The sequence below is a fragment of the Flavobacterium sp. LK-23 genome (genome assembly GCF_058135255.1).
Window position 1 is genome coordinate 34,197 of sequence record NZ_JBYUVT010000011.1, and the last position, 25,257, is coordinate 59,453.

The 25,257-nt window shown below is 34.5% G+C and carries 14 protein-coding genes; 12 read left to right on the plus strand and 2 right to left on the minus strand.

Going from position 1 to position 25,257, the window contains the following annotated elements:
- Positions 1–3: 3 nt before the first annotated feature.
- The 11 genes from bamH to AC3Y25_RS16230 all read left to right on the plus strand — a co-directional run bounded on the left by bamH (position 4) and on the right by AC3Y25_RS16230 (position 14,483).
- Complete coding sequence (bamH, locus tag AC3Y25_RS16180) at positions 4–1,632, plus strand: BamH family beta-barrel-assembly machinery protein (RefSeq protein ID WP_489903440.1); 1,629 nt, start codon at positions 4–6, stop codon at positions 1,630–1,632.
- Between the two features lie 9 nt (positions 1,633–1,641).
- Complete coding sequence (glmS, locus tag AC3Y25_RS16185; RefSeq protein ID WP_489903441.1) at positions 1,642–3,492, plus strand: glutamine--fructose-6-phosphate transaminase (isomerizing); 1,851 nt, start codon at positions 1,642–1,644, stop codon at positions 3,490–3,492.
- A gap of 308 nt (positions 3,493–3,800) precedes the next feature.
- Entirely contained in the window at positions 3,801–6,629 is a 2,829-nt protein-coding gene (locus AC3Y25_RS16190; protein ID WP_489903442.1) for a TonB-dependent receptor, read from the plus strand.
- Positions 6,630–6,713: 84 nt separating this feature from the next.
- The gene (locus AC3Y25_RS16195; protein WP_489903443.1) at positions 6,714–8,240 is read left to right on the plus strand and encodes a G-D-S-L family lipolytic protein; all 1,527 of its coding nucleotides are present in this window, start codon (positions 6,714–6,716) and stop codon (positions 8,238–8,240) included.
- A gap of 234 nt (positions 8,241–8,474) precedes the next feature.
- Positions 8,475–9,986 (plus strand): F0F1 ATP synthase subunit beta, encoded by a 1,512-nt coding sequence (gene atpD, locus AC3Y25_RS16200; RefSeq protein ID WP_379798566.1) that lies wholly within the window; start codon positions 8,475–8,477, stop codon positions 9,984–9,986.
- An 82-nt stretch (positions 9,987–10,068) separates the two neighbouring features.
- Entirely contained in the window at positions 10,069–10,350 is a 282-nt protein-coding gene (locus AC3Y25_RS16205; RefSeq protein WP_095928500.1) for a FoF1 ATP synthase subunit delta/epsilon, read from the plus strand.
- A 193-nt stretch (positions 10,351–10,543) separates the two neighbouring features.
- A complete protein-coding gene (locus tag AC3Y25_RS16210) occupies positions 10,544–11,182 on the plus strand; it encodes an NAD(P)-dependent oxidoreductase (protein ID WP_489903444.1) in 639 nt (212 codons plus the stop codon).
- Positions 11,183–11,256: 74 nt separating this feature from the next.
- The gene (locus AC3Y25_RS16215) at positions 11,257–12,393 is read left to right on the plus strand and encodes an aminotransferase class I/II-fold pyridoxal phosphate-dependent enzyme (protein ID WP_489903445.1); all 1,137 of its coding nucleotides are present in this window, start codon (positions 11,257–11,259) and stop codon (positions 12,391–12,393) included.
- 105 nt (positions 12,394–12,498) lie between these two features.
- Positions 12,499–13,368, plus strand: coding sequence for a TraB/GumN family protein (locus AC3Y25_RS16220; RefSeq protein WP_489903446.1), 870 nt, complete (start codon positions 12,499–12,501; stop codon positions 13,366–13,368).
- A 7-nt stretch (positions 13,369–13,375) separates the two neighbouring features.
- Positions 13,376–13,879 carry an RNA polymerase sigma factor gene (locus AC3Y25_RS16225; RefSeq protein ID WP_379798558.1) on the plus strand — a complete coding sequence of 168 codons (504 nt, stop codon included), beginning with the start codon at positions 13,376–13,378 and terminating at the stop codon, positions 13,877–13,879.
- A complete protein-coding gene (locus tag AC3Y25_RS16230; protein ID WP_489903447.1) occupies positions 13,869–14,483 on the plus strand; it encodes a hypothetical protein in 615 nt (204 codons plus the stop codon). Before AC3Y25_RS16225 ends, AC3Y25_RS16230 begins: the two co-directional genes overlap by 11 nt.
- A 39-nt stretch (positions 14,484–14,522) precedes the next feature.
- Here AC3Y25_RS16230 and AC3Y25_RS16235 read toward each other — a convergent pair whose 3' ends face one another.
- Both AC3Y25_RS16235 and AC3Y25_RS16240 read right to left on the minus strand, forming a co-directional pair.
- A complete protein-coding gene (locus AC3Y25_RS16235) occupies positions 14,523–18,734 on the minus strand; it encodes a DUF8693 domain-containing protein (RefSeq protein ID WP_489903448.1) in 4,212 nt (1,403 codons plus the stop codon).
- A gap of 395 nt (positions 18,735–19,129) precedes the next feature.
- Positions 19,130–19,612 carry a regulatory protein RecX gene (locus tag AC3Y25_RS16240; protein ID WP_489903449.1) on the minus strand — a complete coding sequence of 161 codons (483 nt, stop codon included), beginning with the start codon at positions 19,610–19,612 and terminating at the stop codon, positions 19,130–19,132.
- Positions 19,613–19,889: 277 nt separating this feature from the next.
- Here AC3Y25_RS16240 and AC3Y25_RS16245 point away from each other — a divergent pair, with 277 nt between their 5' ends.
- Positions 19,890–25,187, plus strand: a complete 5,298-nt coding sequence (locus tag AC3Y25_RS16245) for a DUF8693 domain-containing protein (protein ID WP_489903450.1) — start codon at positions 19,890–19,892, stop codon at positions 25,185–25,187.
- Positions 25,188–25,257 lie beyond the last annotated feature (70 nt).

Below are 25,257 nucleotides of genomic sequence, written 5' to 3' on the forward strand. Positions count from 1 at the left end.
GACATGTATAAAACTTCTTTTATTAAGAAAGCTCTTTTGGCTGTAATGGCTGTTTTTCTATATTCTTGTGACAAAGATTTTAATGCGATTGGTGATGGTTTGATTGGAGATGATCATTTTGGACTTGAAGCTGAAAAATACGATGTTGTAGCATTTAATCAAGAAGTTACCCCTATTCAGTCCAATACCATGACACCAAATGCTCTTGGTATTTTAGACAATCCGCTTTTTGCAAGCACTACGGCAAATTTTGTAACTCAGGTAGGACTTTCTAGTTATCCTATAAAAGTTGGGGATTCTCCAGTAATTCAAAGTGTTGTGCTTGAAATTCCATATTTCAGTCATGCAACAGCTACAGATAATGAAGGAAATACCACTTATGTATTAGATTCTATTTATGGAGACAAAAACGGAAAAATTAAATTAAGTGTTTTTGAGTCTGGAATCCAGATGAGAAGCAGTTATTTAAGTGGTGGTACCCAGTTACCACAGTTTTATTATACAGATCAAAACAGTGAATTTGAGAGTAAAAAAGTTGGGTCAAGATTGAATGATGGAGATGTTTTGCAAAATGATGAATTCTTTTTTGATGCAAAAGAAATTGTAATAAAAACAACAGATCCTACTACTAAAGTAGAAACAACTACAAGAAAAGCGCCTCAAATGACACTGCAGCTTGACAAGCAGTTTTTTCAAGATAGGATATTAAATGCAGATGCTTCAAAGCTTGCTGCAGAAGATGTTTTTCAAGAATATTTTAGAGGTTTGTACTTTAATGTTGAGAAATCGGGATCTAATCCGAGTAGTTTGGCACTGATGGATTTTTCTAAAGGTGTTATTACAATTAAATATAAAGCAAAAACTAGCTCAACTACAGATGATCCAGAAGCTACCGAAGACAAGGAGATTCTTTTGAACTTGAAAGGTACTTCTACAACCACGGCTAATTTTCTACAAGATACTAGAAATGCAGATTACCAAAGTGCTATAACAACAAACGTAAATAAAACAGATGGAGATGAAAGGCTTTATTTAAAAGGTGGAGTAGGCTCTTTGGCGGTGATAAAACTTTTTAATCCAACAGATGTTTTAAGTTATGATTCTAATGGTGCGGTAGTAAATGGAGCGAATGGAGTTTCTGACCAATTGGACGAAATTAGAAGTAATGTTACTATTAAGAATTGGAAAGTAAACGAAGCTAATTTGGTTTTCTATATCGATGCTGATAAAATGGCTGGTGCACAAGAGCCAAATAGAGTGTATTTGTACAATTTGACAGATAATACCATTTTGGCAGATTACTCTACAGATGCTGTATCTGCTTATGGTGGAGTAATTAGTAAAGGTACTGATAAAAGAGGTAAAAGCTATAAAATTAGAATCACGAGCCATATTCGTAATTTAGTAAAAGATGCTACAGTTAAAAATGTTGATTTAGGCTTGGTTGTTTCTCTAAGCCCAACTACAGTTGCGTTTAATGCGCTTAAGGAGAAAAATGCTATTACTCCGGTAGTGCCGAGGACATCATTATTAAATCCTCTTGGGACAATCATATATGGAGGAAAAGTCTCTGCTTCTACTCCAGAAGATAAAAGATTGAAACTTGAGGTGTACTATACGAAACCAAATTAATAAATATATATGTGTGGAATTGTTGGATATATCGGTCATCGAGATGCTTATCCTATTGTAATAAAGGGATTAAAGCGTCTGGAGTACAGAGGATATGATAGTGCCGGCGTTATGTTGTATGACAACGAGTCGGGCATTAAAGTTTGCAAAACAAAAGGTAAAGTTTCAGATCTTGAAGCTAAAGCCGATGAAGGTTTTACTATAAACGGTAATATTGGAATTGGACACACTCGTTGGGCTACTCACGGGGTTCCAAATGATGTGAATTCGCACCCTCATCTTTCTAATTCTGGTGATTTAGCAATTATTCATAACGGAATTATAGAGAATTATGCACCTTTAAAAGAGGAGCTTATCAAAAGAGGTTATACTTTTAAGTCAGATACAGATACTGAAGTTTTAGTTAATTTAATAGAAGAGGTTCAAAAGAAAGAAAATCTTAAATTAGGTAAAGCTGTTCAAGTTGCATTAAACCAAGTTGTTGGTGCGTATGCAATTGCTGTTTTTGATAAAAAAAATCCGAATGAACTTGTTGCGGCTAGATTAGGAAGTCCGTTAGCAATTGGTGTTGGAGAAGGAGAATATTTTATTGCTTCTGATGCTTCGCCATTTATTGAATATACTTCTAATGCAGTTTATTTAGAAGATGGCGAAATGGCAAATATTAGATTGCATAAGCCAATTAAAATTAGAAAAATCCAAGATGACTCTTTAGTAGATCCATATATTCAAGAACTTCAAATGAATTTGGAGCAGATTGAAAAAGGAGGATATGATCATTTCATGTTGAAAGAAATCTACGAGCAGCCAAGTGTCATTAAAGATACTTACAGAGGAAGACTTCACGCCAATGAAGGAATTGTTCAAATGGCTGGTGTTGAAGATAATTTAGAGAAATTCTTAAACGCAAAACGTATTTTAATTGTAGCGTGCGGAACTTCTTGGCATGCAGGTTTAGTGGCAGAATATATCTTTGAGGAATTTACCCGTATTCCTGTAGAGGTTGAATATGCTTCTGAATTTAGATACAGAAACCCAATCATCAACAAAGATGATGTAGTTATCGCTATTTCGCAATCTGGTGAAACTGCAGATACTATGGCGGCTATTAAATTAGCTAAAGAAAACGGAGCATTTGTATTTGGAGTTTGTAACGTAGTGGGTTCTTCTATTTCTAGAGAAAGTCATGCAGGCGCTTATACACACGCAGGTCCAGAAATTGGAGTAGCTTCTACAAAAGCATTTACTACTCAAATTACTGTTCTGACGATGATTGCTTTACGTTTAGGAAAAGCAAAAGGAACATTGTCAAACACAGATTTCCATACGTATCTTCAAGAATTAGAAATTATTCCTGAGAAAGTTGCTGAAGCGTTAGAAACTAATGATAAAGCAAAAGAAATTGCCGCTGCTTTTAAAGATTCACCAAACTGTCTTTATTTAGGTAGAGGATATAATTTCCCTGTTGCTTTAGAAGGTGCATTAAAATTAAAAGAGATTTCATACATCCACGCAGAAGGATATCCAGCTGCAGAAATGAAGCACGGTCCGATTGCTTTAATTGACGAATTTATGCCGGTTATTGTAATTGCTCCAAAACAAGGGCACTACGATAAAATTGTAAGTAACATTCAGGAAATTAAATCAAGAAGTGGTAAAATTATCGCTGTGGTTACAAAAGGAGATACTCAAGTGCGCGAATTGGCAGATTACGTAATCGAAATTCCAGAAACTTCAGATGCATTATCACCGTTAGTTACAACAATTCCGTTGCAATTACTTTCTTATTACATTGCTGTAATGAGAGGTTGTAATGTTGACCAACCACGTAACTTAGCAAAGTCGGTTACAGTAGAATAAAAATTCTATTAAATATTAATATGTTAAAAAAGCGAGATTTAGGTCTCGCTTTTTTTTATTGTCAATAATTTTTTTAGGCATATGTATTTTTGTGAAATTTTCAGTTTTTTCATTAAAATTTATATGTATGCATAGTATATTGGTTTTTCTTGTCATTTTATTTGTTTTTATTATAATAAATTGAATTAATAAATAGTTAAAATATTGTATAATTTGATGGTAAATATTGATTTTATTTAACGTTTTTTTATACATATTAAAATATTTTCTTATTTTGGCTATATATACTAACGAAAAACTAACCCAAAATGAGAGTCTACTTGCTAATTATGTTGTTATTCAGCGGAGTGTCCTTTGCGCAGAATACAATTACTGGTTCGGTTACAGATGCTAATAAGCAATCTATCCCTGGTGCTAATGTTGTTGTTGTCGGAGAAAATAGTGGTGCTTCTACTGATTTCGATGGATCGTTTAAATTGACTACTAATGCTAAGCCACCTTTTTCGATAAAGGTTTCGGCAGTAGGATTTGAGACTAAAACGATAAGCGTAACAGCTGCAAATCAAAAAGTAAATGTGATTTTAAAAGATGAAGAAACAAAATTGGATGAAATTGTAGTTTCTGCATCAAGAACGCCAGAAAGAGTTCTGGAGTCTCCTGTAACCATTGAGAGAATGGGGGTTCAGGAAATCAAAAAGACAGCTTCTCCTTCTTTTTATGATGGTTTAGAAAATATGAAAGAAGTGCAGATGAACACAAGTAGTATGTCGTTCAAGTCGATAAATACTAGGGGGTTTGCTACTGTAGCGAATACTCGTTTTATGCAGCTAGTAGATGGAATGGATAATTCGTCTCCGTTATTGAATTTTGTTTTAGGAAACATGATTGGGGTTTCGGAAATTGATGTTCAAAGTGTGGAGTTGCTTCCAGGAGCATCATCTGCTCTATACGGGGCTAATGCTTTTAATGGGATTTTGTTTATGACTAGTAAAAGCCCGTTTGTAGATCAGGGAGTTTCGGCTTATTTAAAGTATGGGGTAACTTCTCAAGAGGCTGCAGGCACAAATGGCTATTATGATTTTGGTGTTCGATTTGCTCGTGCTTTTAATAAATATATTGCGGCTAAAGCAAACATTACTTACATGCAGGCTACTGATTGGTATGCTACAAATTATAATGACAAGACTAGGGGAGGTGTTGATAGAACGAACCCTAGTTATGATGGAATTAACGTGTATGGAGATGAAGCGGCTACAAATATTAAAGGTGTTGGTCAGAAGTTAGAAGCAATGGGTTTGATTCCAGCTGGGGCATCTAATCTTTTGCCGAATTCTATGGTTAGTAGAACAGGGTATAATGAAATTGATTTGACAGATAATAAAGCGGCGAATATGAAAGTTGATTTCTCTTTGCATGCAAGACCTTTTGGAGATGAAAGGTTGGAAGTTATCTGGCAGAGTAAAATTGGTACTGGTAATGCTGTTTATCAAGGGGCAAACAGGTATTATTTGAATAACTTTTTTATGTATCAGAATAAATTAGAGCTTAAAGGGAAAAACTTTTTTGTAAGAGGTTATATGACTGGAGAGGATGGAGGAAATTCTTATGATATGATTTTTACCGGTATTAATGTAAATAGAAAATGGAAAGACGATAATACTTGGTTTGGTCAATATGCTGGGGCTTTCATACAAGGAACTTTGGCAGGAATGAATCCGCAGCAAGCACATGCAGCGGCTAGATCTACAGCAGATACAGGCCGTTTTTTACCAGGAACGCCTCAGTTTAACAATGCGTTCAATCAGGTTATAAATGATCCAGACGTTTTAACTGGATCAAGATTGGTTGATAATTCAAAAATGTATCACTCAGATGCAAATTATAATTTTAGAGATGTAATAAAATTTGCTGAAATTCAAGTTGGAGGTTCTTTTAGAGCGTATGAATTAAACTCTCACGGAAGAATCTATACAGATGCTAATAGTCAGATAAATTATAATGAATATGGTGCATATGCACAATTGATGAAAAAATTTATGGACGACAGATTGAAGTTTACGGGATCTATTCGTTACGATAAATCTAAAAACTTTGATGGCAATTTCTCTCCACGTTTATCTCTTGTGTATTCTGCAGGTGAAAAAAGAAATCATAATTTCAGAGGATCTTTCCAAACAGGTTTTAGAAATCCAACAACTCAAGATCAATACATAGGATTTAATATTGGAAATGCAGTATTGTTGGGTTCTGCTCCTGATAACTTAACTAGATTTAACGAAACATTCAATTTAAGTGCAGAAGGCCAGCTTTATACTGGAAGTCCAACAAAAGTTATGAATGGTAATGATGCTTATGGGAACTCTTATATAGCAAGTTCGGTAACTGCATTTTCTGCAATGGCAGGAACAGATCCAGTAGGTGCTGCTGCGCTGTTGAAAAAATCTAGAGCTAATTATGTTAAGCCAGAAGAAGTAAAAGCTTTTGAGTTAGGATACCGTTCTGTTTTTGAAGGTACATCAATAGATATTAATGGATACTACAATATTTACAACAATTTTATTGGAAATTTAAATGTAGTTTCTCCTTTCTACGGAACTGCTCAAGATAATCCTAACATTGCTGCGGGAACTTCTGATCCAGGAGTTCAGTCAATTAGAGCGCTTCAAAATGGAGAATATAGAACATATCAATTGTATACAAATTCAGATGTAGAAATAAATTCATTGGGATTTGGAGTTGGACTTTCTAGAAAAATTATTTCAAACTTTGAGTTGGGAGTGAACTATAACTATGCTCAGTTTGATTTTGATCAAGCAAAAGATCCAAGTTTTGAGCCTGGATTTAATACGCCAAAACATAGAATTAAAATGTCAATTGGAAATGATAAGCTGTTTAAGAATTTCGGATTTAATGTTAGCGGAAGATGGAATAGTGAATATTTATGGCAGGCTGGTTTTGCTGATGGTATAATTAAAGAGGCAACTGTAATTGATGCTCAGATTAATTATGGAATTCCGAAATTGAAATCGGTAGTAAAATTAGGAGCTGCTAATATTGGTGGTAAAGAATACTATCAAGTAATTGGAGCTGGATTAATCGGACAGCAGTATTTTGCTTCTTGGACTATTAATCCGTAATTGATTATTAACTCTTATTCAAATTCATTATTTATGTTTCTCGATGCAGATTTGGAAACAGATAATTATAAAAAATTACAAATTATGATAAAAAATTTCAAATGGCTTTTATTGGTTTCGTTAACCTTTATGGCTTGTAATAGTGATGATGATGTGACTCCTCCAGTAGAGTCGTCTGATGGTAAGCCTTTGACTTCTGGAAGTGCTGATTTTGCCAAATATGTTGCTTTAGGAGATTCTTTTGCGGCAGGATTTAGTGATAATGCTTTGTTTATTAAAGGTCAAGAGGGAGCCTATCCGAATATTTTAGCGCAGCAATTCGCTCTAGTGGGCGGTGGCGAATTCAAAACGCCTTTTGCAAATGATAATATCGGCGGTTTGCTTTTAGGAGGAAATGTTGTTGCTGGACCGCGTTTGTATTTTAATGGAACACCTGTGCCGGTTACGGGAGTGCCAACAACTGAGGTTACGGCTCATTTGTCAGGAACATTTAATAATTTAGGAGTTCCTGGAGCAAAAAGCTTCCATTTGCTTGCTCCTGGTTATGGTAATGTTGCAGGTGTTGCTACAGGAACGGCAAATCCTTATTTTGCTCGTTTTGCATCTAGCGCGACAACAACTGTTTTGGCTGATGCTTTAAGTCAAAATCCAACTTTCTTTTCTTTATGGATTGGAGGGAATGATGAGTTGGGGTATGCTACTGCAGGTGGAGATCCTACTGTAAATCCATTAACGCCCCCAGCGACTTTTGAGGCAGCTTATAAAGGCTTAGTCGCTCAGCTTGTTGCAGGCGGAAGAAAAGGAGTTATAGCTAATTTGCCAAATATTACCACTCTTCCTCATTTTCATGTGATAGCATACAATCAGCTTACTCAGGCTAATTTAACAGTTGGAGGAGCGAGTATGGTTGGTACTTTAAATGCACAATTGTATGGGCCATTGAGTAATGCATTGAAATTTTTAGGGCAAGGGGATAGGATTAAACTTTTGTCTGCAACAGGAAATAATCCGTTGCTAATAGTAGATGAAACGTTACCAGATTTGTCGGCCAATTTAAAAGCAGTGCTAATGGGTGGCGGATTAGATGTTAATACTGCTACGGCAATGGGAATGATTTTTGGAAGAGCAAGACAAGCGCTTCCTACAGATTTAATTGTTTTAGGAGCTTCATCAAGAATTGGAAAAGCGCCATCGGTAGCTGCTGACGGAATCGCTTCTCCTTCTGCTTCACTCTCTCAATTAGGAATTACTTTTCCATTACCAGACAGATATGTTTTATTGCCTTCTGAAGTGACAGAGATTGAAGTGGCTACTACAGCATATAATTCTGTAATTAAAGCAGTGGCTGAAGCAAATGGCTTGGCAATGGTTGATGCTAAAAACATTATGGATGATCTAAACAAACCAAGCGGAGTTACAATGAACAGCTTTACATTAAAAGCGACATTTGTTACTGGCGGTATGTTTTCTTTAGATGGCGTTCATCCATCTCCAAGAGGATATGCTTTTATTGCTAATAAGTTTATCCAAGCGATTAATGCTAAATATGGTTCTAACTTAAAAGGTGTAGATATTGGTAATTATCAAGTTCTATTTCCGGCTACATTATAATGTATAACTATTTTTAACCTTAAAACCGCTCATTTTACCAATGAAGCGGTTTTTTTCATTTAATAAAAAAATGCTGTTTTTGTTATTTTTTAGCCAAGTTTTATGAATCAAACAAAATCATGCTATTTTTTATGAAAAAAAAATTGATTTTATATTTTAAAAAATTATCTTTGCGCTCTGAAAAAAGAGGTATTTTCGATAAACCTAAATAGCTATTTAATAAATACATAAGTAATGTCAAAAGTAATAGGAAAAGTTGCTCAAATCATTGGACCAGTAGTTGACGTAGTTTTCAACGGTAAAGATGTTGAACTTCCAAAAATTTATGATTCACTAGAAGTCACTAAAAAAGACGGAACTATCTTAGTTCTAGAAGTACAATCTCACATTGGGGAAAACACTGTTCGTACAATCTCTATGGACTCTACAGACGGTTTGTCTAGAGGATATGAAGTAGTTGGAACTGGAAATCCAATCCAAATGCCAATCGGTCCAGATGTATATGGAAGATTATTTAATGTTGTTGGAGATGCAATTGATGGTTTAGGTGATTTGCCAAAAACTGGAGAAAACGGTTTGCCAATTCACAGACAAGCTCCAAAATTCGAAGATTTATCAACTTCATCTGAAGTTTTATTCACAGGTATTAAAGTAATCGATTTGATCGAGCCTTACGCAAAAGGGGGTAAAATTGGATTGTTCGGTGGTGCTGGTGTTGGTAAAACAGTATTGATTCAGGAGTTGATCAACAATATCGCAAAAGGTCACGGTGGACTTTCTGTATTCGCAGGAGTAGGTGAAAGAACACGTGAAGGAAATGACTTGCTTCGTGAGATGTTAGAGTCAGGAATTATTAAATACGGTGATGATTTCATGCACTCTATGGAAAATGGAGGATGGGATTTATCTAAAGTAGATATGCCAGGAATGAGAGAGTCTAAAGCTACTTTCGTTTTTGGACAAATGAATGAGCCACCTGGAGCTCGTGCACGTGTAGCACTTTCAGGATTATCTATCGCTGAGTATTTCCGTGATGGAGCTGGATCTGACCAAGGTAAAGACGTATTATTCTTCGTTGATAATATCTTCCGTTTTACTCAAGCAGGTTCTGAGGTATCGGCACTTTTAGGTCGTATGCCATCTGCGGTAGGTTACCAACCAACATTGGCAACTGAAATGGGTGCAATGCAAGAGCGTATTACATCTACAAACAAAGGATCTATTACATCTGTACAAGCGGTTTACGTTCCTGCGGATGACTTAACTGACCCGGCGCCAGCTACAACTTTCGCCCACTTAGATGCAACAACGGTATTGTCACGTAAAATTGCTGAGTTAGGTATCTACCCTGCGGTTGACCCGTTAGATTCTACTTCTAGAATCTTAACTCCTCAAATTTTAGGAAACGAGCACTACGACTGTGCGCAAAGAGTTAAAGAGATTCTTCAAAAATACAAACAATTACAAGATATCATTGCTATCCTTGGTATGGAAGAGTTATCTGAAGAGGATAAACTTTCAGTAGCAAGAGCACGTCGTGTACAACGTTTCTTGTCTCAGCCATTCCACGTAGCAGAGCAATTTACAGGTATCCCAGGTGTATTAGTTGATATTAAAGATACTATCAAAGGATTTAACATGATTATCGATGGTGAGTTAGATCACCTTCCAGAAGCAGCTTTCAACTTGAAAGGTTCTATTCAAGATGCAATCGAGGCTGGAGAGAAAATGTTAGCTGAAGCATAAAAATAAAGTTAAAAGTTAGAAGTTAAAGGTTGTACGTTTTGTAACTTTTAACTTTTAACAAATAACTTCTAACTTAAAAAATATGATTTTAGAAATAGTATCACCAGAAGCGAAATTATTTTCAGGGGAGGTAACATCGGTTACTTTGCCAGGAGTTAATGGAAGTTTTCAGATTTTAAATCATCACGCGCCAATTGTTTCTATCTTAGAAGAGGGAACAATTAAAATTGCAGCTCCAAGCTTCAATTTTTCTAAAGAGGCTGCTGATAAATTTACGAGAGTTAATGACCAAACTTATACTTTAGAGATTAAGTCAGGAACAATCGAAATGAAAAACAATAAGATAATTGTTTTAGTTGACTAAGACAATTTTTTCAAAATAAGCAGAAAAGCCAGACAGTATTGTCTGGCTTTTTTTATTTTATTACTTTTGAAGTATCAGAATCTCTTTATAAAATATTTGATCAATAGTAAAAGCTCAGTAAGCTTTTGCGGTTTTGCTTCATAATTAGACAATGAAGCAACATTTCTTATGTCAAATTTTATAAAGAATATATATGAAAAATATATTAAAAGTTGCTGTTCTTGGCGGCGGCGGAAGAACTGGAAAATATCTTGTAAACCAGTTATTAGAAAACGGATTTAGTGTAAAACTTCTATTGAGAAATCCGGACGATTTTACCATTAAAAACTCAAAAATAGAAATCATTAAAGGTGATGCTATTAATGAAGAATCAATAAACTTATTGCTTAAAGATTGTCAAGCAGTGCTCAGCACAATTGGTCAAAGACCAGGAGAGCCTATGGTTGCCAGTCAGGCAACGAGGAATGTTTTGAATGTCATGAAACGTAACGGTATTGAGCGGTATGTTTTATTGGCGGGGTTAAATATAGATACTCCATTTGATAAGAAGAGCCTAAAGACCATTATGGCAACCGATTGGATGAAGACGAATTTTCCTGAAATCCAAAAAGACCGACAATTAACCTATGATCTTTTGGTTGATAGTAAGATAGATTGGACACAGGTTCGTGTTCCTTTTATTGTTTTTTCTGATGACAGTTCTGAAATCGGTGTAAATCTTGAAGATTGCTTGGGCGAAAAAATTTCTGCTTTTGATATTTCGAAATTTATGATAAAAGAAATGATCGAGTCAAACTATAGTAGGCAATCGCCTTTTATTAGTACCATTTAAATTTAGAAAAACAGCGGATTTCATATAATCCGCTGTTTTGTTAATTCTAAAATGAATTGCTTAACTTTGGTTTTATGAAGCTGCCAGAAAATCTTAATCGTAAATTAGAAAATTGTAAACAGGAAAATAGTTTTCGAAAACTTCCTGTGTTTAATAATCTCATTGATTTTTCTTCTAATGATTACATCGGATTTTCTAAATCGGAAACTTTATTCAAACACATTCATGCTTATTTGCTAGAAAATGAGATTTTTCAAAATGGAGCTACAGGTTCTAGATTAACTTCAGGAAACCATTCTCTTTATCCAATTGCAGAAAGCTTTATAGCTCAATTTCATGAAGCAGAAGCGTCTTTAATTTTCAATTCGGGATACAATGCCAATTTAGGATTTTTTAGCGCTGTACCGCAAGAGAATGATGTTGTTTTGTATGATGAATTATGTCACGCTTCTATAAAGGATGGTATCGCGATGTCTCGAGCAAATTCACATCATTATATTCACAATGATTTTGAAGATTTAGAAAACTACATTCTTAAATTTCCAGATGCCACAATTTATATTGTAACCGAAACTGTTTTTTCTATGGATGGAGATAGTCCGAATTTAGAAGAGTTGATACAGCTTTCAGAAAAATACAATTGTTATTTAATTGTTGATGAAGCGCACGCTTTGGGTGTTTTTGGAGAAAAAGGCGAAGGACTAACTCAGTATCTGCAGTTACATGATAAATTTTTTGCTCGAATCGTAACTTTTGGTAAAGGTTTAGGATCTCAAGGAGCGGCAATTTTAGGAAGTGTTGATCTTAGAGAATATTTAATCAATTTTGCACACAGTTTTATTTTTACAACCGCTTTGTCTCCTCATGCTGTGGCAGCAATTTTTATGGCTTATCAGCAACTAGAAATCGAAAAAGAGACTATCGAAAAGCTTCGCCAGAATATTGTGTTTTTTAATCAGCAGAAAAATTTGCTGGGTTTAAAACCAATGTTCGTTCACAGTAAATCACCCATACATTCTGCAATTGTTCCAGGCAATGAAAATGTCAAAAAATTGGCAGAAGAACTTCAGAATAAAGGATTCGATGTGCAGTCAATTGTTTCGCCAATTGTTCCAGAAAATCAGGAACGACTTCGTTTTTGTATTCACAGTTATAATTCGCAGGAAGAAATTAATCAGGTTTTGGAATTGGTTAGAGATTTTGTTTTTTAGATTCTGATTTTTCAAGACTTAAATTTGAAAAAAGAGTAAAGTTTTTTGTAACGTTTTGTTTTTTCGATTACTTACACACTGTAATCAAATAAACGATATTAAATCATGAAAACCAGATTTCAATTTATAGCAACTTTACTTATATTCTTCTTTTTTGTTTGTAATGACATTTCAGCTCAAAGCAAAACTTCAAAACTGGAAAATTCTCTTCTTTGGGAAGTTTCAGGAAAAGGACTTCAAAAATCTTCTTATTTATACGGAACGATTCATATGATCTGTTCAAAAGATTATTTTTTATCTGAAAAAGCCAAAAATGCTTTTGAGAAATCGGACAAATTGTTTTTAGAAATCAACTTTACAGATCCGAACGAAATGAGCCAAATGCAGCAATTGGCAATGGGAAAAGAACCTTTGAGTAAAAAGCTAACACCAGAACAACTTACAAAATTAGATTCTATTTTAAAAAAGAGTACCGGAATGTCGATACAGCAAGTAGACAGTTTTAGTCTTTTGACTGTTTTGAGCCTAATTTCTATGAAAAGTTTTGGTTGTACAGATTTGAAGTTTTATGAAATGGAGTTTTCAGATGCAGCCCAAAAAAAGAATGTTTCTATTTCGGGATTAGAATCTGTTAAAGCTCAATTCGAAATTCTTGAAAATGCTTATTCTAATGATGAGATGCTGGCGCTTTTGGAAGAATCAACTCCTGAAGAAACAGTCGAATTAGTAGATGCCTACAAAAAAGAAAACCTTGAAGCGATGTATGCATTTAGTACAGATAAGCGATTTACAAGTGATAAAACTAAAAAGCAGATTCTTGATGATAGAAATCTAAACTGGGTAAAACAAATGCCGGAGTTACTGAAGCAAAATAGTGTTTTCATAGCTGTTGGCGCAGCGCATTTAGGAGGTGAGTATGGAGTTATTAATTTATTGAGAAAAGAAGGATATACTGTAAAACCTGTAATGAACTAAATCTGCTTTGAGAGAGAAGGAACAAGAGTTTTTAAATCGAATAGAAAGCCATAAAGGAATTTTGTATAAAGTTTCTAAGATGTATATGGATAATTCTGATGATCAGCAGGATTTGTTTCAGGAGATTGTATGCCAACTCTGGAAATCATATGAATCTTTTCGGAACGAAAGCCAGTTTTCGACATGGATGTACAGAGTAGCAGTAAATACGGCAATTGTCTTTTTGAGGAAAGAAAAACGGAAGGTAGACAGATATGAAATCGCTTCAGAGAATGTCAAAGAGGATGAAGGAGATTCTCATATAAAAGAAAGTCAGTTGGATCATTTTTACAAAGCAGTACAGAAACTCGAAAAAATAGATAAAGCTATCATTTTCTACCAACTGGAAGGTTTCTCTCATAAAGAAATAGGAGAGAATCTAGGAATATCTGAAGGAAATGCTAGAGTGAAACTGAATAGAGCTAAAGAAAAATTAAAAGAAATTATTAAAAAACAAGGATATGGATTTTAACGATATACAAAATGCATGGAATAACGAAAAAACTGAAAATGTTGTTCTGCCATCAAACTTAGAAAAGATTCAATCTGCTAATACGCCCTTAGACAAAATCAGAACAAATCTAAAAAATGAATTTGTCTATCAAATTTTATCGATAATTTCTATGGCAGCAATTCCGATAATTTGTCACTTTAATGAACAGATGATTTTTTTATACTATTTAATCTATAGCTTGTTTTTGGCTGTTTGCGTTTATTATTTAGTAAAATTATATTTCTTTTTTAAAAGATTGAACGCAACAACATTGAAAACAAAAGACAGTTTGTATGAGACGTATTTTGATATTAGACTGAATATGGAATTGTACAAAACATTTGGCTTCTCTTTGACTCCTTTTATAGTTGTTTACTTATTGGGCTTTTATTTTTATGGGCTTTCTGAAAAATCAGGTTTATTAAATCACGAATTTACTAACGGACAATTATTTGGTTTTTTTGCTATCATTGTATTTACGATACTTTCTATGGGAATTTCTTTAGAATGGTGGGTCCAAAAGTTTTATGGAAAATACGCCAAAGAGATAAAGAAAGTAATTGACGAGTTGAAAGAAGAATAAAAACAAGAAACCCATCATTACTGATGGGTTTCTTGTTTTTTAATTAAATATGATTTTCTTTGTGACTACATGACCATTTTCTAGAATTACTTTTACTAGTAAAACTTGATTACTAGAATGTAAATTTGTAATCTCTAATTCTTTTGCATCTATTTTGCTTTTGTTGTAAAGCAATTGTCCGCCTATAGTATAAATCTGTACTTCTTTAATGTTTTCAGTTCCGCTAACGGCATTTATTACTTTTGATTTTATCGAAACTAAAACTCCATTTTCTACATTTTCAAAATCATCTGTGCCTAATGTTTTATTGGTGTAACGTAATACAAAACGCTCTGTAAAAGTTCCTGCAGCTGTTTTGAAAGTATAATTTGAAGCGCGAAGATCTGTTATTGTTCCTGTTGTTTTATCTTCTAGATAAACCGCTTGTTTGTTAAAAAATCCATCTGCATGATCTATCGAGATTGTAAGTTCGCTACTAACAGTTGTTTTATAGCCAAGAGGAACAGTATCTGTATTATCAAAAGGTAAAGCTCTTGCTTGAACAGTAAGTTTTTTAGCTTCATTTATGGTGTAAAAATCGATAAAAGAATTACCTGACATTGTAGTTGCATCATAGTTATGATCATAACTGTTTGATGCTCCTTCTGCATAACCCACTAGAAGTTGTTTAAAGGCGTCTTCGGTATTACTTAAATTTAACCACAAACGATTTACTTCAACTTCAGTTTCTTTAGCCGTCGTTTTATAAAATTGTGTGTTTTGTGCTTTTACACGTTGCTCATTAGTAAAGGTTACCGAAGTAACTCTTGGTTTAATAAAGAAACCTTGTCCTACTCCAATATATCCTGAAGGCTCTTCTCCTCCCGTTGTCGCTTTTGTAGATCCCAGTAATGTTAGTACTGCATAATCTGGACTGCTGTAGGTGTAAGTATTGCTGCCATTCTCTTTTTTTGGAGGCGAAACGTGTGTCCAAAAGTATAAAGGTCCAACTTCTCCGTTATCTCTAATGAATTTTCGAGCATCAATAGCAGATGGGTAAGGGTTTCCAACAAAATGGTATTTATCAGGCGTAATCGGAATCAAAATATTTCCATTGTTTGGTTTTCCATAGAATTTTCCAGTAAAGTTAGAAGGATTTTGAGTATCAAAAGACTGTGGACCTCTAATGCTGTATCCTTTTCCAGGTTCCATTGTCTTTTTCCCGTACAAATCCGTTGCCCATTTGAAATCAGAAGTCCAATAGAAAAATTTATCAAATAAAGTTTCAGGAGACAAAGTACTCATTTTAAAATCTGGATTGTCTACTGGTGATGACCAATACGTTAAATCAAAACGACGAATTTCGGTTATTCTCTGAATTTCAAAAGCAGTATTGCTTCCTGTAAACATATTTTTACTTGTAGAAGTTTGAAGAAATGATCCTCCGTCTAAAATTAAAAGCTTTCCTCCTGTACCAACGTTTACATTTTCATCAACAGTTAAAGTAACATCTTTTGGAACTGTTAATGTGATATTCGGATTTACAGTACAAGAACAAACTGTAATATCTGACTTTAGTTCTGTATTTGCACTTATCACTAAAGAGCTACCATTCGGAATAGTGCCAGTTCCATTGTATACAATATCCGTTTTGGTAAAATTAATTCCAAGATTAGCATCACCACCATCTTCTCTTAAACGTATTTCTACTCTAGACTCACTGTTTAAAGGGTAAAGGTCTCCTCCGTTAATTAAATAAGTTGTATTGTCCCACCCATCTCTAGAAAAGATTAATTTATCATCGATATAAAGCTGAACAGCATCATCATGGTTCATATGTTTTAACTGATATAATCCACAATCGAAACCTTTGCGTTTGTAAACCACAGTAAAATTGTTGTCTGGTACTTGAGAACCTTGCCAGATGGTTGCAGACGAAGGTGATTTGTCTTTTGGCCAATAATTTGTTGAATCAGGATTTAAATGAGGATCAACATAATAGCCAGCATATCTAACATTTTGTAAGGTTATATCGTTGTTAACATAACCATAAACGTTCCATACTTTGTCTCCATATTCAGTAGGATTTCCTTTTTGTATGCCAATGAAAAAAGAAACTCTTGAATCTCCACCGTCTTCATAATACTCTAGAACAAATTTATGTTGGCCTACAGTTAAATTTTGTGTAGCGTAATCCATAGTAAAACCGTGACCATTCCATCTTGTTATAACTGGAACAGCTGCATCATCGATGTAAAGTCTTACTCCATCGTCGCTTCCAACATCAAAACTATATACGCCAGCTTCAGTAATATCAGCAAGCATTTTATATCGCACAAAGAATCGGTCAGAAGGAGCAGCGTCACAAGCAAAATTTGAAGTCTGTCCAGTAACAGAACCACCTCCAATATTTCTATCAAAGTTTTTGTTTTCAGTTACAATTCCTATGTACGTTGCAATACTAGTATTTGGTAAAGCTGGATATGAAACATTTGGAGGCATGGCAGCATTATTTGCCATTTTATAAACATAGCCAATCCAAGCATTAGATCCAAAAGAAGTTTGATCTCCAGTTGGAGTACAAAGAGGAGCTGTAGCATTAATGGTAACAGTAGCAGAAGAATAATCGGAATTAGTATTTCTAAGAGTGTAAGTGAATGTAGCAGATCCAGTGAAACTTGCGGATGGTGTAAAAGTAATATTATTAAGACCATTTACTGTTACAGTACCATTCGTTGGCTGAGTTACGGTTATGGTTTGTAACGGATAACCACCAATAACATCGTTATCTAAAATTGGAATGGTTACCGCTTTATTTGACGGAGTTGAAACAAAATCATTTTTAGCTCTTAAAGTGAAAACATCGTCAATTGTTCCAGTAATTACTGGTCCTTCGCTATTTCCATTTCCATTTTTTATTTCAAAGGTATTGTTACTAGCGTAAACATAAAATCTAATATATAGCGTTTCTCCAGGAGACAGTGTGTTTAGACCAGATGCAATATTATTAGTTACCGGTGTCCATGAAGAAGCGACATTGCTGTCCGGAATTAAAGTTTGTGCGCCACTGCTAAAATCTGAGTTCTTAGAATATTTTACTAAAAATTTTTGGCCATTTGCTCTATAAGTAAAGTTAAATTGTTTAAGATTTAATTTATGTTTAGAATCGGGGGCTATTTTAAATTGGATGTATTTAGTTTCATCTGCCTTATCTGGGATACTTGGATTATAAGATGGATTAGGCCAACCGGTACTTTGAAAAAAGGCATTTTCTGGATTCTCAAATACGTATACTAGTCCTATATTCGAACCTGCCTTTGTAATTGGAGAGTTCGCATCTACATATTGTTTTACGACTGGATTAAAGCTACGATCTGCCCCATTCCAAAGTGATAGGAAATTAGTGGTGTCTTCATTTACAGTTACTTTTATAGTTCCAGTAGATGTTTCTGTTCCGTTTGAAATTGAATAATTAAAAGAAGAAGTGCCAGTAAATCCTGCTGTAGGATTAAAAGTTAGGGTATTATCAGGATTAATTATTACGCTTCCCTGAGCAGCATTTGGAGGTGTGGTAATAACTAAAGAATTTACATTGGCTTTGTTAACATCATTACTTAGCGGATTTATGTTGACAGCTAAATCTTTTGTAGTTGTAATATAATCATTAATCGCTAAGATTTTAGTAGAATCAAAATTTGAAACTGTACCATTGATAGTTGGAACATAATTCGTGCTTCCTGTTCTTATTTGAAATGCATTATTAGTGTAATATGCGTAAATTCTAACGTATACAGTTTCAGTAGGTAAAACAGGATTTATTTCTTCCGAAAAATTTAATATATGTTGTTTAAAACTACTTGTATTTGATGTTTCTGTTAAAAGATCAAACACGCCAGAGGAAAAATCTGATTTTTTAGAGTATTTAATTATGAACTTTTGAGCATCAGCTCCGCGACATTCGAAAGTAAAAGTGCTTAAATCTACTTTTTTTCCTGTTTTAGGCGATAATGCAAATTGAATATACTTTGTAGAGTCATATAAGCCTCCTTTGCTTTGAGGAGTTGGCCAGTCTAAACTGCTGAAAAAAGTATCGGTAGTATTTTCAAATATGTATTGATTAGATACTGTTCCTGATAATACATCCCCATTGATTGTTTCTGCTGAAACTGGAGCGTATCTATTTCCAGAATTTGAAGCATCCCATTTTACTAAAGCAGTTTGAGCAAATCCAAAAAAAGGCAATAATAAGAATAAAAGTAAAGTTTTTTTCATGTTAAATGTTTTCTATCAATTTGTTATGCTGGCATAAGACTTTTCGAACCGCGCAAAGATATACACATCTACGAGCTACAATTTGATAGGGTTTTGGGAACCCTCATTTAATCGATGAATTGTTAAAATAGTCGATGAACTACATTAAAAATTTTAATGTTCGGCAAATATTCTTATAAAATAACGGAAAATATTATAAGAATATTCGCAAAATATGAGGTTTTTAAAGACTGTTTTTTGAGTTTTTTGACTAAAAAACGTCAGATTTGGTATAAATTCTTCAAAAACGGAATAATTTATAACTTAAGAGAATGTGAGTTTTTAAGCCTTTAAAAGAGGTAGAGAAATTTTAAGAAAGTTGCAGATATTCTTTTTTTGTAGTGCTGAAAACGAACTTAGTTTTCTTCTAATTCTTTTGCTTTTTCGTAAACTAAATTACTTTCATAACCTCTTCGGAGCATATAGTCGCAAAATTTTTTACGTTTTTTGAGCAGATTGGTTTCGGAAATAGAATTCCAACATCTTTCTGCAAGATTTTCAAAAGTTTCAAAATATTCTTCAGAAGAAATTTCTTTCAGGGCTAAAGTAATATTGGTTGAAGAAATATTTCTTGCTTTCAATTCATTGGTAATTCTGATTTTTCCCCAATGTTTAATTCTGTGTTTGCCTCTTGCGAAACTGCAAGCAAAGCGAGTTTCGTTCAAGAAATTCCCTTCAATTAGCTGTACCACAACAATATCAATTTCATCACGAGTCATTTTTAGGCTGTATAATTTAGCCACAACTTCATCATGACAGCGCTCTTGGTAAGCACAAAAGTGCTCTAACTTTTGTAAAGCTTCCTTGATGGTGAAAGTGCTGTTCGTCGGGTTTTTCATGCGTTTTAACGTTTAAATTGAGTAATGCTCGATTTGTTATAAAATAATTCTGAAATTTGTTAATATTTTATAAAAAGAAATAAATTATAACCTTGCGTATTAGGCTAATTTAAATATTTTTGTACGGAATTTTAACATTTTAAGTTTCGGCCTAAAATGCCAGAATTTAACATTTTAGGGTTCAGTGAATTACCTAAAGAACATTGTTCTTTTTGAAAGAAATGCCTTTTTGCTTTAAGCAACCAAAAACAAATTTAAAACAAATACCTACTGTTATATGATGAGAAAATTACTTTACTCGTTTTTATTTTTCATTTCTTCTAAATCTTTGCTCAAAAGATTAAATACACCAAGTTTAGGATTACTTTGTGTTGGAATGTTTTTTGTTGTTTCTTTTGTAAATGCTGCGACAATAACAAGTACTTCAACCGGAGGGAATTGGAATTTAGGATCAACTTGGTCTGGAGGCGTTGTTCCTTTGCCTACAGATATTGTTATTATTGCCAATGGAGCTAATGTTTCTACTAGTGGAAATCAGACATGTGCAGGATTAACAATTACAGGGAGGCTTACGATGGTTAATAATGAAATCCTTACTGTCAACGGAAATGTCGCAGGAAACGGGAATTGGACAACAGCGGCGGGTTCAATGATTATTTCTCTTACAGGAAACTGGACATTTAATGGTACATCTACAGGTAGCGGTGCGACAGCTGTTTTTACAGGTACAAATAATCAGACTTTATCAAATAAAATAACTACTACTGGTGGAGAGTTAAGAATTAATAAGACAGGAGGATCTGTTACTCTTGGGAGTAATATTACTATAGGGACATTTACTAATACCTCCGGAATATTTGATGCAAAAACATTTCTTTTAACGGCTACAACAAACAACTTGGTAGCGGGAACATTACGAGTTGGTGCCGGAACTTGGGGTGGAAATTATTCTTTTGCACCAGCTTCATTTCCGTCAGGATTTACGATTGAGTATAATGGTGGAAATCAGACTGTACGTAATGCGACATATTCTAATCTTATTATCTCAGGAAGCGGATCAAAAACAGCAACAGGAAGCCTTACAATTAATAATGATTTTACTTTAACTAGTGGAACTTTTGTAGCTAATAATGCAACAAGTTTTACGCATTCCATATTAGGTAATTACACACAGACAGGTGGTGTTTTTGATTTTAACGGAGGTACTTCTGGTGTAAGTAATGTGAATATAGCAGGTAATTTCACAAATACAACAGGAGCAGGTTCTATAACAACAATTGGAGCAGTACAAAACGGAATTTTTAATTTTAACGGTACAGGTATACAAACATTAAATATGCCAACTGATGCTGCTGCAATCTGGGTTAAATATAAGGTCAATAGTGGAAGTACTTTAAAATTGGCTTCAGACCTTACATTAAATACAGCTTTAACTAGTGATACAGACCCTTGGATGGGAGAGCTTAATGTAAGTGGAACAATCGATTTAGGAACTTTTAAAATTGTACCATCGGGAGGAAGAGGAAACGGCTCAGGAACAGCAAAATTTGTGTTAAATTCAGGCGCCACCTTAATTACAGCAAATGCTAATGGTATAAATGGAGCAGTGCCAGTTTCTGGATCTATGACACGTACTTTTAGTACAGCAGCTGACTATACTTTTAATGGAACAGTTTTTCAGGTGACCAGCACAGGTTTACCTTCAACGGTAAATAATCTTACAATAAGCAATACGCATTCTTCAGGAGTAACATTGAGTCAAGCAACAACTGTTAGTAAGAATTTTTCAGTTTTAGGAGGATCTATTGCTAACTTGAATACATTTACTCATAGTACAGCAACACTTATACTTGGAGGGGCAGTAATGATTCCAGGGACTTGGGGTTCGACAGGTTCTGCTGCGGCAAATAAAAATGATACTTACTTTGTTTCTACGGCTAGTGGAATTATAAATAATACTTGTACTTCTCCTACTATTACAGTACAACCTAATGATTTAACAATTTGCGAAAACACATCAGGTACTTTTTCAGTAACATCTAACACTACAGGAGTTAGTTATCAATGGCAGTATTCGTTAAATGGTACAAGTTGGACAAATATTGATGCTTCATTATCAGCTAACTTGTCCGGATATACTACTCGGGTATTAAGCTTGAACAATACGCCAGTTGCTTGGAATGGTTATAGAGTAAGATGTGTAGTGTACAATGGTTTATGTGCAGTTAATTCAAGTTCTAAACTGCTAACAGTAAATCCAGTACACACTATTTCTGCAGGAGCAAATCGAAGCGTTTGTCAAAATAATGCAATGACACCGATAGCATTGACATTGAGTGGTGGCGCAACAGATGCGGTTGTCACTGGTCTTCCTTCTGGAGTAACAAGTTCAGTTACTGGAAATACTTTAACAATTAGCGGAAATCCAATTGCAATAGGCATATTCAACTATAATGTTACCACAACAGGTAATTCTTGTACAACAGCAACCACAACTGGAACCATAACTGTTGGAATAGGCAATAATATCATAACATACAATAATGGTAATTCTAATTCGGTTTGTGTGGCTGTAGATGAAAATCAAACAGCCATCTTTACAGCTCCTGCTGGAACTTATTTTAACACAATAAGTTTTGCGAGTTATGGTTCTCCGACCGGATCTTGTGGGGCATTTCAAATTAATTATGTATGTCACTCTGCTGTAAAAAGTCAGTCTTACACAGAAAGTAGTCTTTTAGGAAATACAGGAACCATTAATGTTGTAGCTAATAACGAGAATTTTGACGATCCATGTGTTGGTACTTTTAAAGCTTACAAAGCTGTTGCGAGATATTCAGAGCCAATTTGTGCTGGTACAATACCGGGACAAATTTCAGGAAGTGCACCTACAGGAGGCGGAACTTATGCTTATTTATGGGAGATTAGCACAACAAGTTCGACTTCAGGATTTAGTGCAGCTCCAGGAACAAATAATACTCAGAATTATATTCCAACAGTTCAAGTGACTAGAGATACTTGGTTCAGAAGAACGGTAACTTCAGGTGGTACATGCCCGAATGTTTCTGCGGTTGTTTTGATAAAAGTTAATCCTTCACCAACATTGACAGGTGCATCTCAATCAGCTTCAGTTTGTTCAGGATCTGCAGCAACGATAAATTTGACTGGATTATTGGCAGGAAGCACATCAACAATCTCATATTCGATAAATAGTGTAGCACAAACTCCAATTACTTCTCTTGTAGCAACTTCTGGAGGAACGGCTAGTTTTACTACTCCAGCATTAACTACTGCAAATAACGGACACACTTTACAGATAACAGGAGTAACAACTACAAGTTCAACTCCGAACTGTAGCTTGTCATTCTCAACAAATGTGACATTATCAGTTAATCCTACACCAACATTAACAGGTGCTAGTCAACCACTTTCAGTGTGTACAGGGTCTGCAGCAACAATCAATTTGACTGGATTATTGGCAGGAAGTACATCAACAATCTCATATTCGATAAATAGTGTAACGCAAACTCCAATTACCTCTGTTGTAGCAACTGCTGGAGGAACGGCTAGCTTTACCACACCAGTATTGACTTATGCGAATAATGGGCAAACTTTACGCATAACTCAGATTACAACAACAAGTTCGACTCCAAATTGTAGCTCAGCATTTACAAGTGATGTAACATTGTCAGTTAATGCAACACCTACAGCCCCAACAATTGCAAAAAATAACGATGCTGCATGTAATACTTTAGGAAGCATAACAATAACAGGTTTATCAGGAAACTGGACTGTTAATCAAACAGGAGCAACGACTCTGCCAAAAAGTTATCCTGGACCAGGTGCTTCTTTAGCTATTCAAGATTTAGCAGCAGACACCTATAGCTTTACTGTTACAAATAATACTACAGGTTGTACTTCAAGTCCTGCGACTGTTACGATAACAGATACAAGCTCTAATACAGAATGGGATGCAACAGGATGGACAAATGGAGAACCTGACGGAAGTAAAAGCGTTACGATTTCATATGTTACAGCAAGTCACCAGCCTTTTACAATTGCTAAGCCAAACATAGCAGCGTGTTCTTTAACTATTACTGCGGCATCAAATGTAATTGTCCCAAATGGAGTAACTCTGACAATCACAAATAAAGTGACAACTAATGGTAACTTAGTATTTGAAAGTGGTTCAAGTCTATTACAAACTACGAATGTGCAAAATCAAGGTACGATTGTTTATAAAAGAGCAACTAAAATAAACCGTTTCGATTTGACTTACTGGTCAAGTCCAGTTACGGGAGAACCAGATACTTTTAAAATGAAGGATTTGTCGTCGGAAACCCTTTTCGATAAGTTTTTTACTTATAGTCCTACTGGAGGATGGGCAACTAATATGTACGGAATGGCGGAAATGGAACGAGGAAAAGGATATAGCATTAGAGGACCGCAGTCTTTTGATACTCAAACTCCTGCTGACTTTACTGGACAATTTAAAGGAAGACCAAACAATGGTGATATAACGGTACCATCAGTGGTTCCAGATAAATGGTTTTTATTAGGAAATCCTTATCCATCTGCGATCGATGTAGATGCATTGTGGGATGCGAATAAGGATGTATTAGGCGCACTTTATTTCTGGACTCACGTTGCTCCTCCAATAAAAGCTCCAGGAGACAATACCTATCGTTATACTAGTAATGATTATGTAGTTTATACAGCTTCAGGAGGTACTGTTGTTAGTGGAACAAAATCATTTGACGGATTTATAGCTGCAGGTCAGGGATTTTTTGCTAGACCAAAAACGACTGAAATACATTTTAACAATGATATGCGTAGAGGGTCATCAGTTAATGGTAGCTTCTTTAAAGTAGCTAGTAAAAGTAAAAGCATTGAAAGAAATCGTATTTGGTTAAATATGGTAAATAGCGAAGGTGCTTTTAAACAAATATTAGTTGGTTATATTGAGGGCGCTACTAATAACGTAGATTTTAATTATGACGCTCCTACAATTTCAGGTAACTCTTATCTTGATTTTTATAGTTTAAACGAAACAAAGAAATTAACTATTCAAGGACGTGCTCTGCCTTTTGAAAATACCGACTTAGTTCCGTTAGGATATAAAACTACTGTTGCAGGCGATTTTACGATAGGACTAGATCATGGAGATGGATTCTTTAATAAACAAGAAGTTTACTTAGAAGATAAAACTACTGGAAAGACAATTAATTTACGTAACGAAAACTATACATTCAGTACATTAGTTGGAACTTTTACTGATCGTTTTGTCCTACGTTATACCAGTAAAACATTAGGTACAGATGATTTAGAAAATATTGAAAACAGCGTTTTGATTTCTGTAAAAAACAAAACAATAAGTATTACTTGTTCTAAAGAAACGATCAAAGAAGTTACTATTTTCAACGTTGGCGCTCAGTTAGTATATAGCAAAAACAAAGTAAATTCGTCAGAATTGCAGATTGCAAATTTACACTCTAGTGATCAGGTTTTATTAGTTAAAGTAACTTTAGAAAATGGTTCTACTATTACTAAAAAAGTCATTTTTTCTAATTTGTAATAAAAAATAATATTTCTTCAAAAGTCCATTCTTTTATTAAAGAATGGGCTTTTTTTAATTTATAAAAATC

Coding starts and splice junctions, on each gene's coding strand:
- AC3Y25_RS16195 (WP_489903443.1), top strand. CDS start 6,714: ATGATAAAAAATTTCAAATGGCTTTTATTGGTTTCGTTAACCTTTATG.
- atpD (WP_379798566.1), top strand. CDS start 8,475: ATGTCAAAAGTAATAGGAAAAGTTGCTCAAATCATTGGACCAGTAGTT.
- bamH (WP_489903440.1), top strand. CDS start 4: ATGTATAAAACTTCTTTTATTAAGAAAGCTCTTTTGGCTGTAATGGCT.
- AC3Y25_RS16220 (WP_489903446.1), top strand. CDS start 12,499: ATGAAAACCAGATTTCAATTTATAGCAACTTTACTTATATTCTTCTTT.
- AC3Y25_RS16210 (WP_489903444.1), top strand. CDS start 10,544: ATGAAAAATATATTAAAAGTTGCTGTTCTTGGCGGCGGCGGAAGAACT.
- AC3Y25_RS16230 (WP_489903447.1), top strand. CDS start 13,869: ATGGATTTTAACGATATACAAAATGCATGGAATAACGAAAAAACTGAA.
- AC3Y25_RS16215 (WP_489903445.1), top strand. CDS start 11,257: ATGAAGCTGCCAGAAAATCTTAATCGTAAATTAGAAAATTGTAAACAG.
- AC3Y25_RS16235 (WP_489903448.1), bottom strand. CDS start 18,734: ATGAAAAAAACTTTACTTTTATTCTTATTATTGCCTTTTTTTGGATTT.
- AC3Y25_RS16240 (WP_489903449.1), bottom strand. CDS start 19,612: ATGAAAAACCCGACGAACAGCACTTTCACCATCAAGGAAGCTTTACAA.
- AC3Y25_RS16205 (WP_095928500.1), top strand. CDS start 10,069: ATGATTTTAGAAATAGTATCACCAGAAGCGAAATTATTTTCAGGGGAG.
- AC3Y25_RS16190 (WP_489903442.1), top strand. CDS start 3,801: ATGAGAGTCTACTTGCTAATTATGTTGTTATTCAGCGGAGTGTCCTTT.
- glmS (WP_489903441.1), top strand. CDS start 1,642: ATGTGTGGAATTGTTGGATATATCGGTCATCGAGATGCTTATCCTATT.
- AC3Y25_RS16245 (WP_489903450.1), top strand. CDS start 19,890: ATGATGAGAAAATTACTTTACTCGTTTTTATTTTTCATTTCTTCTAAA.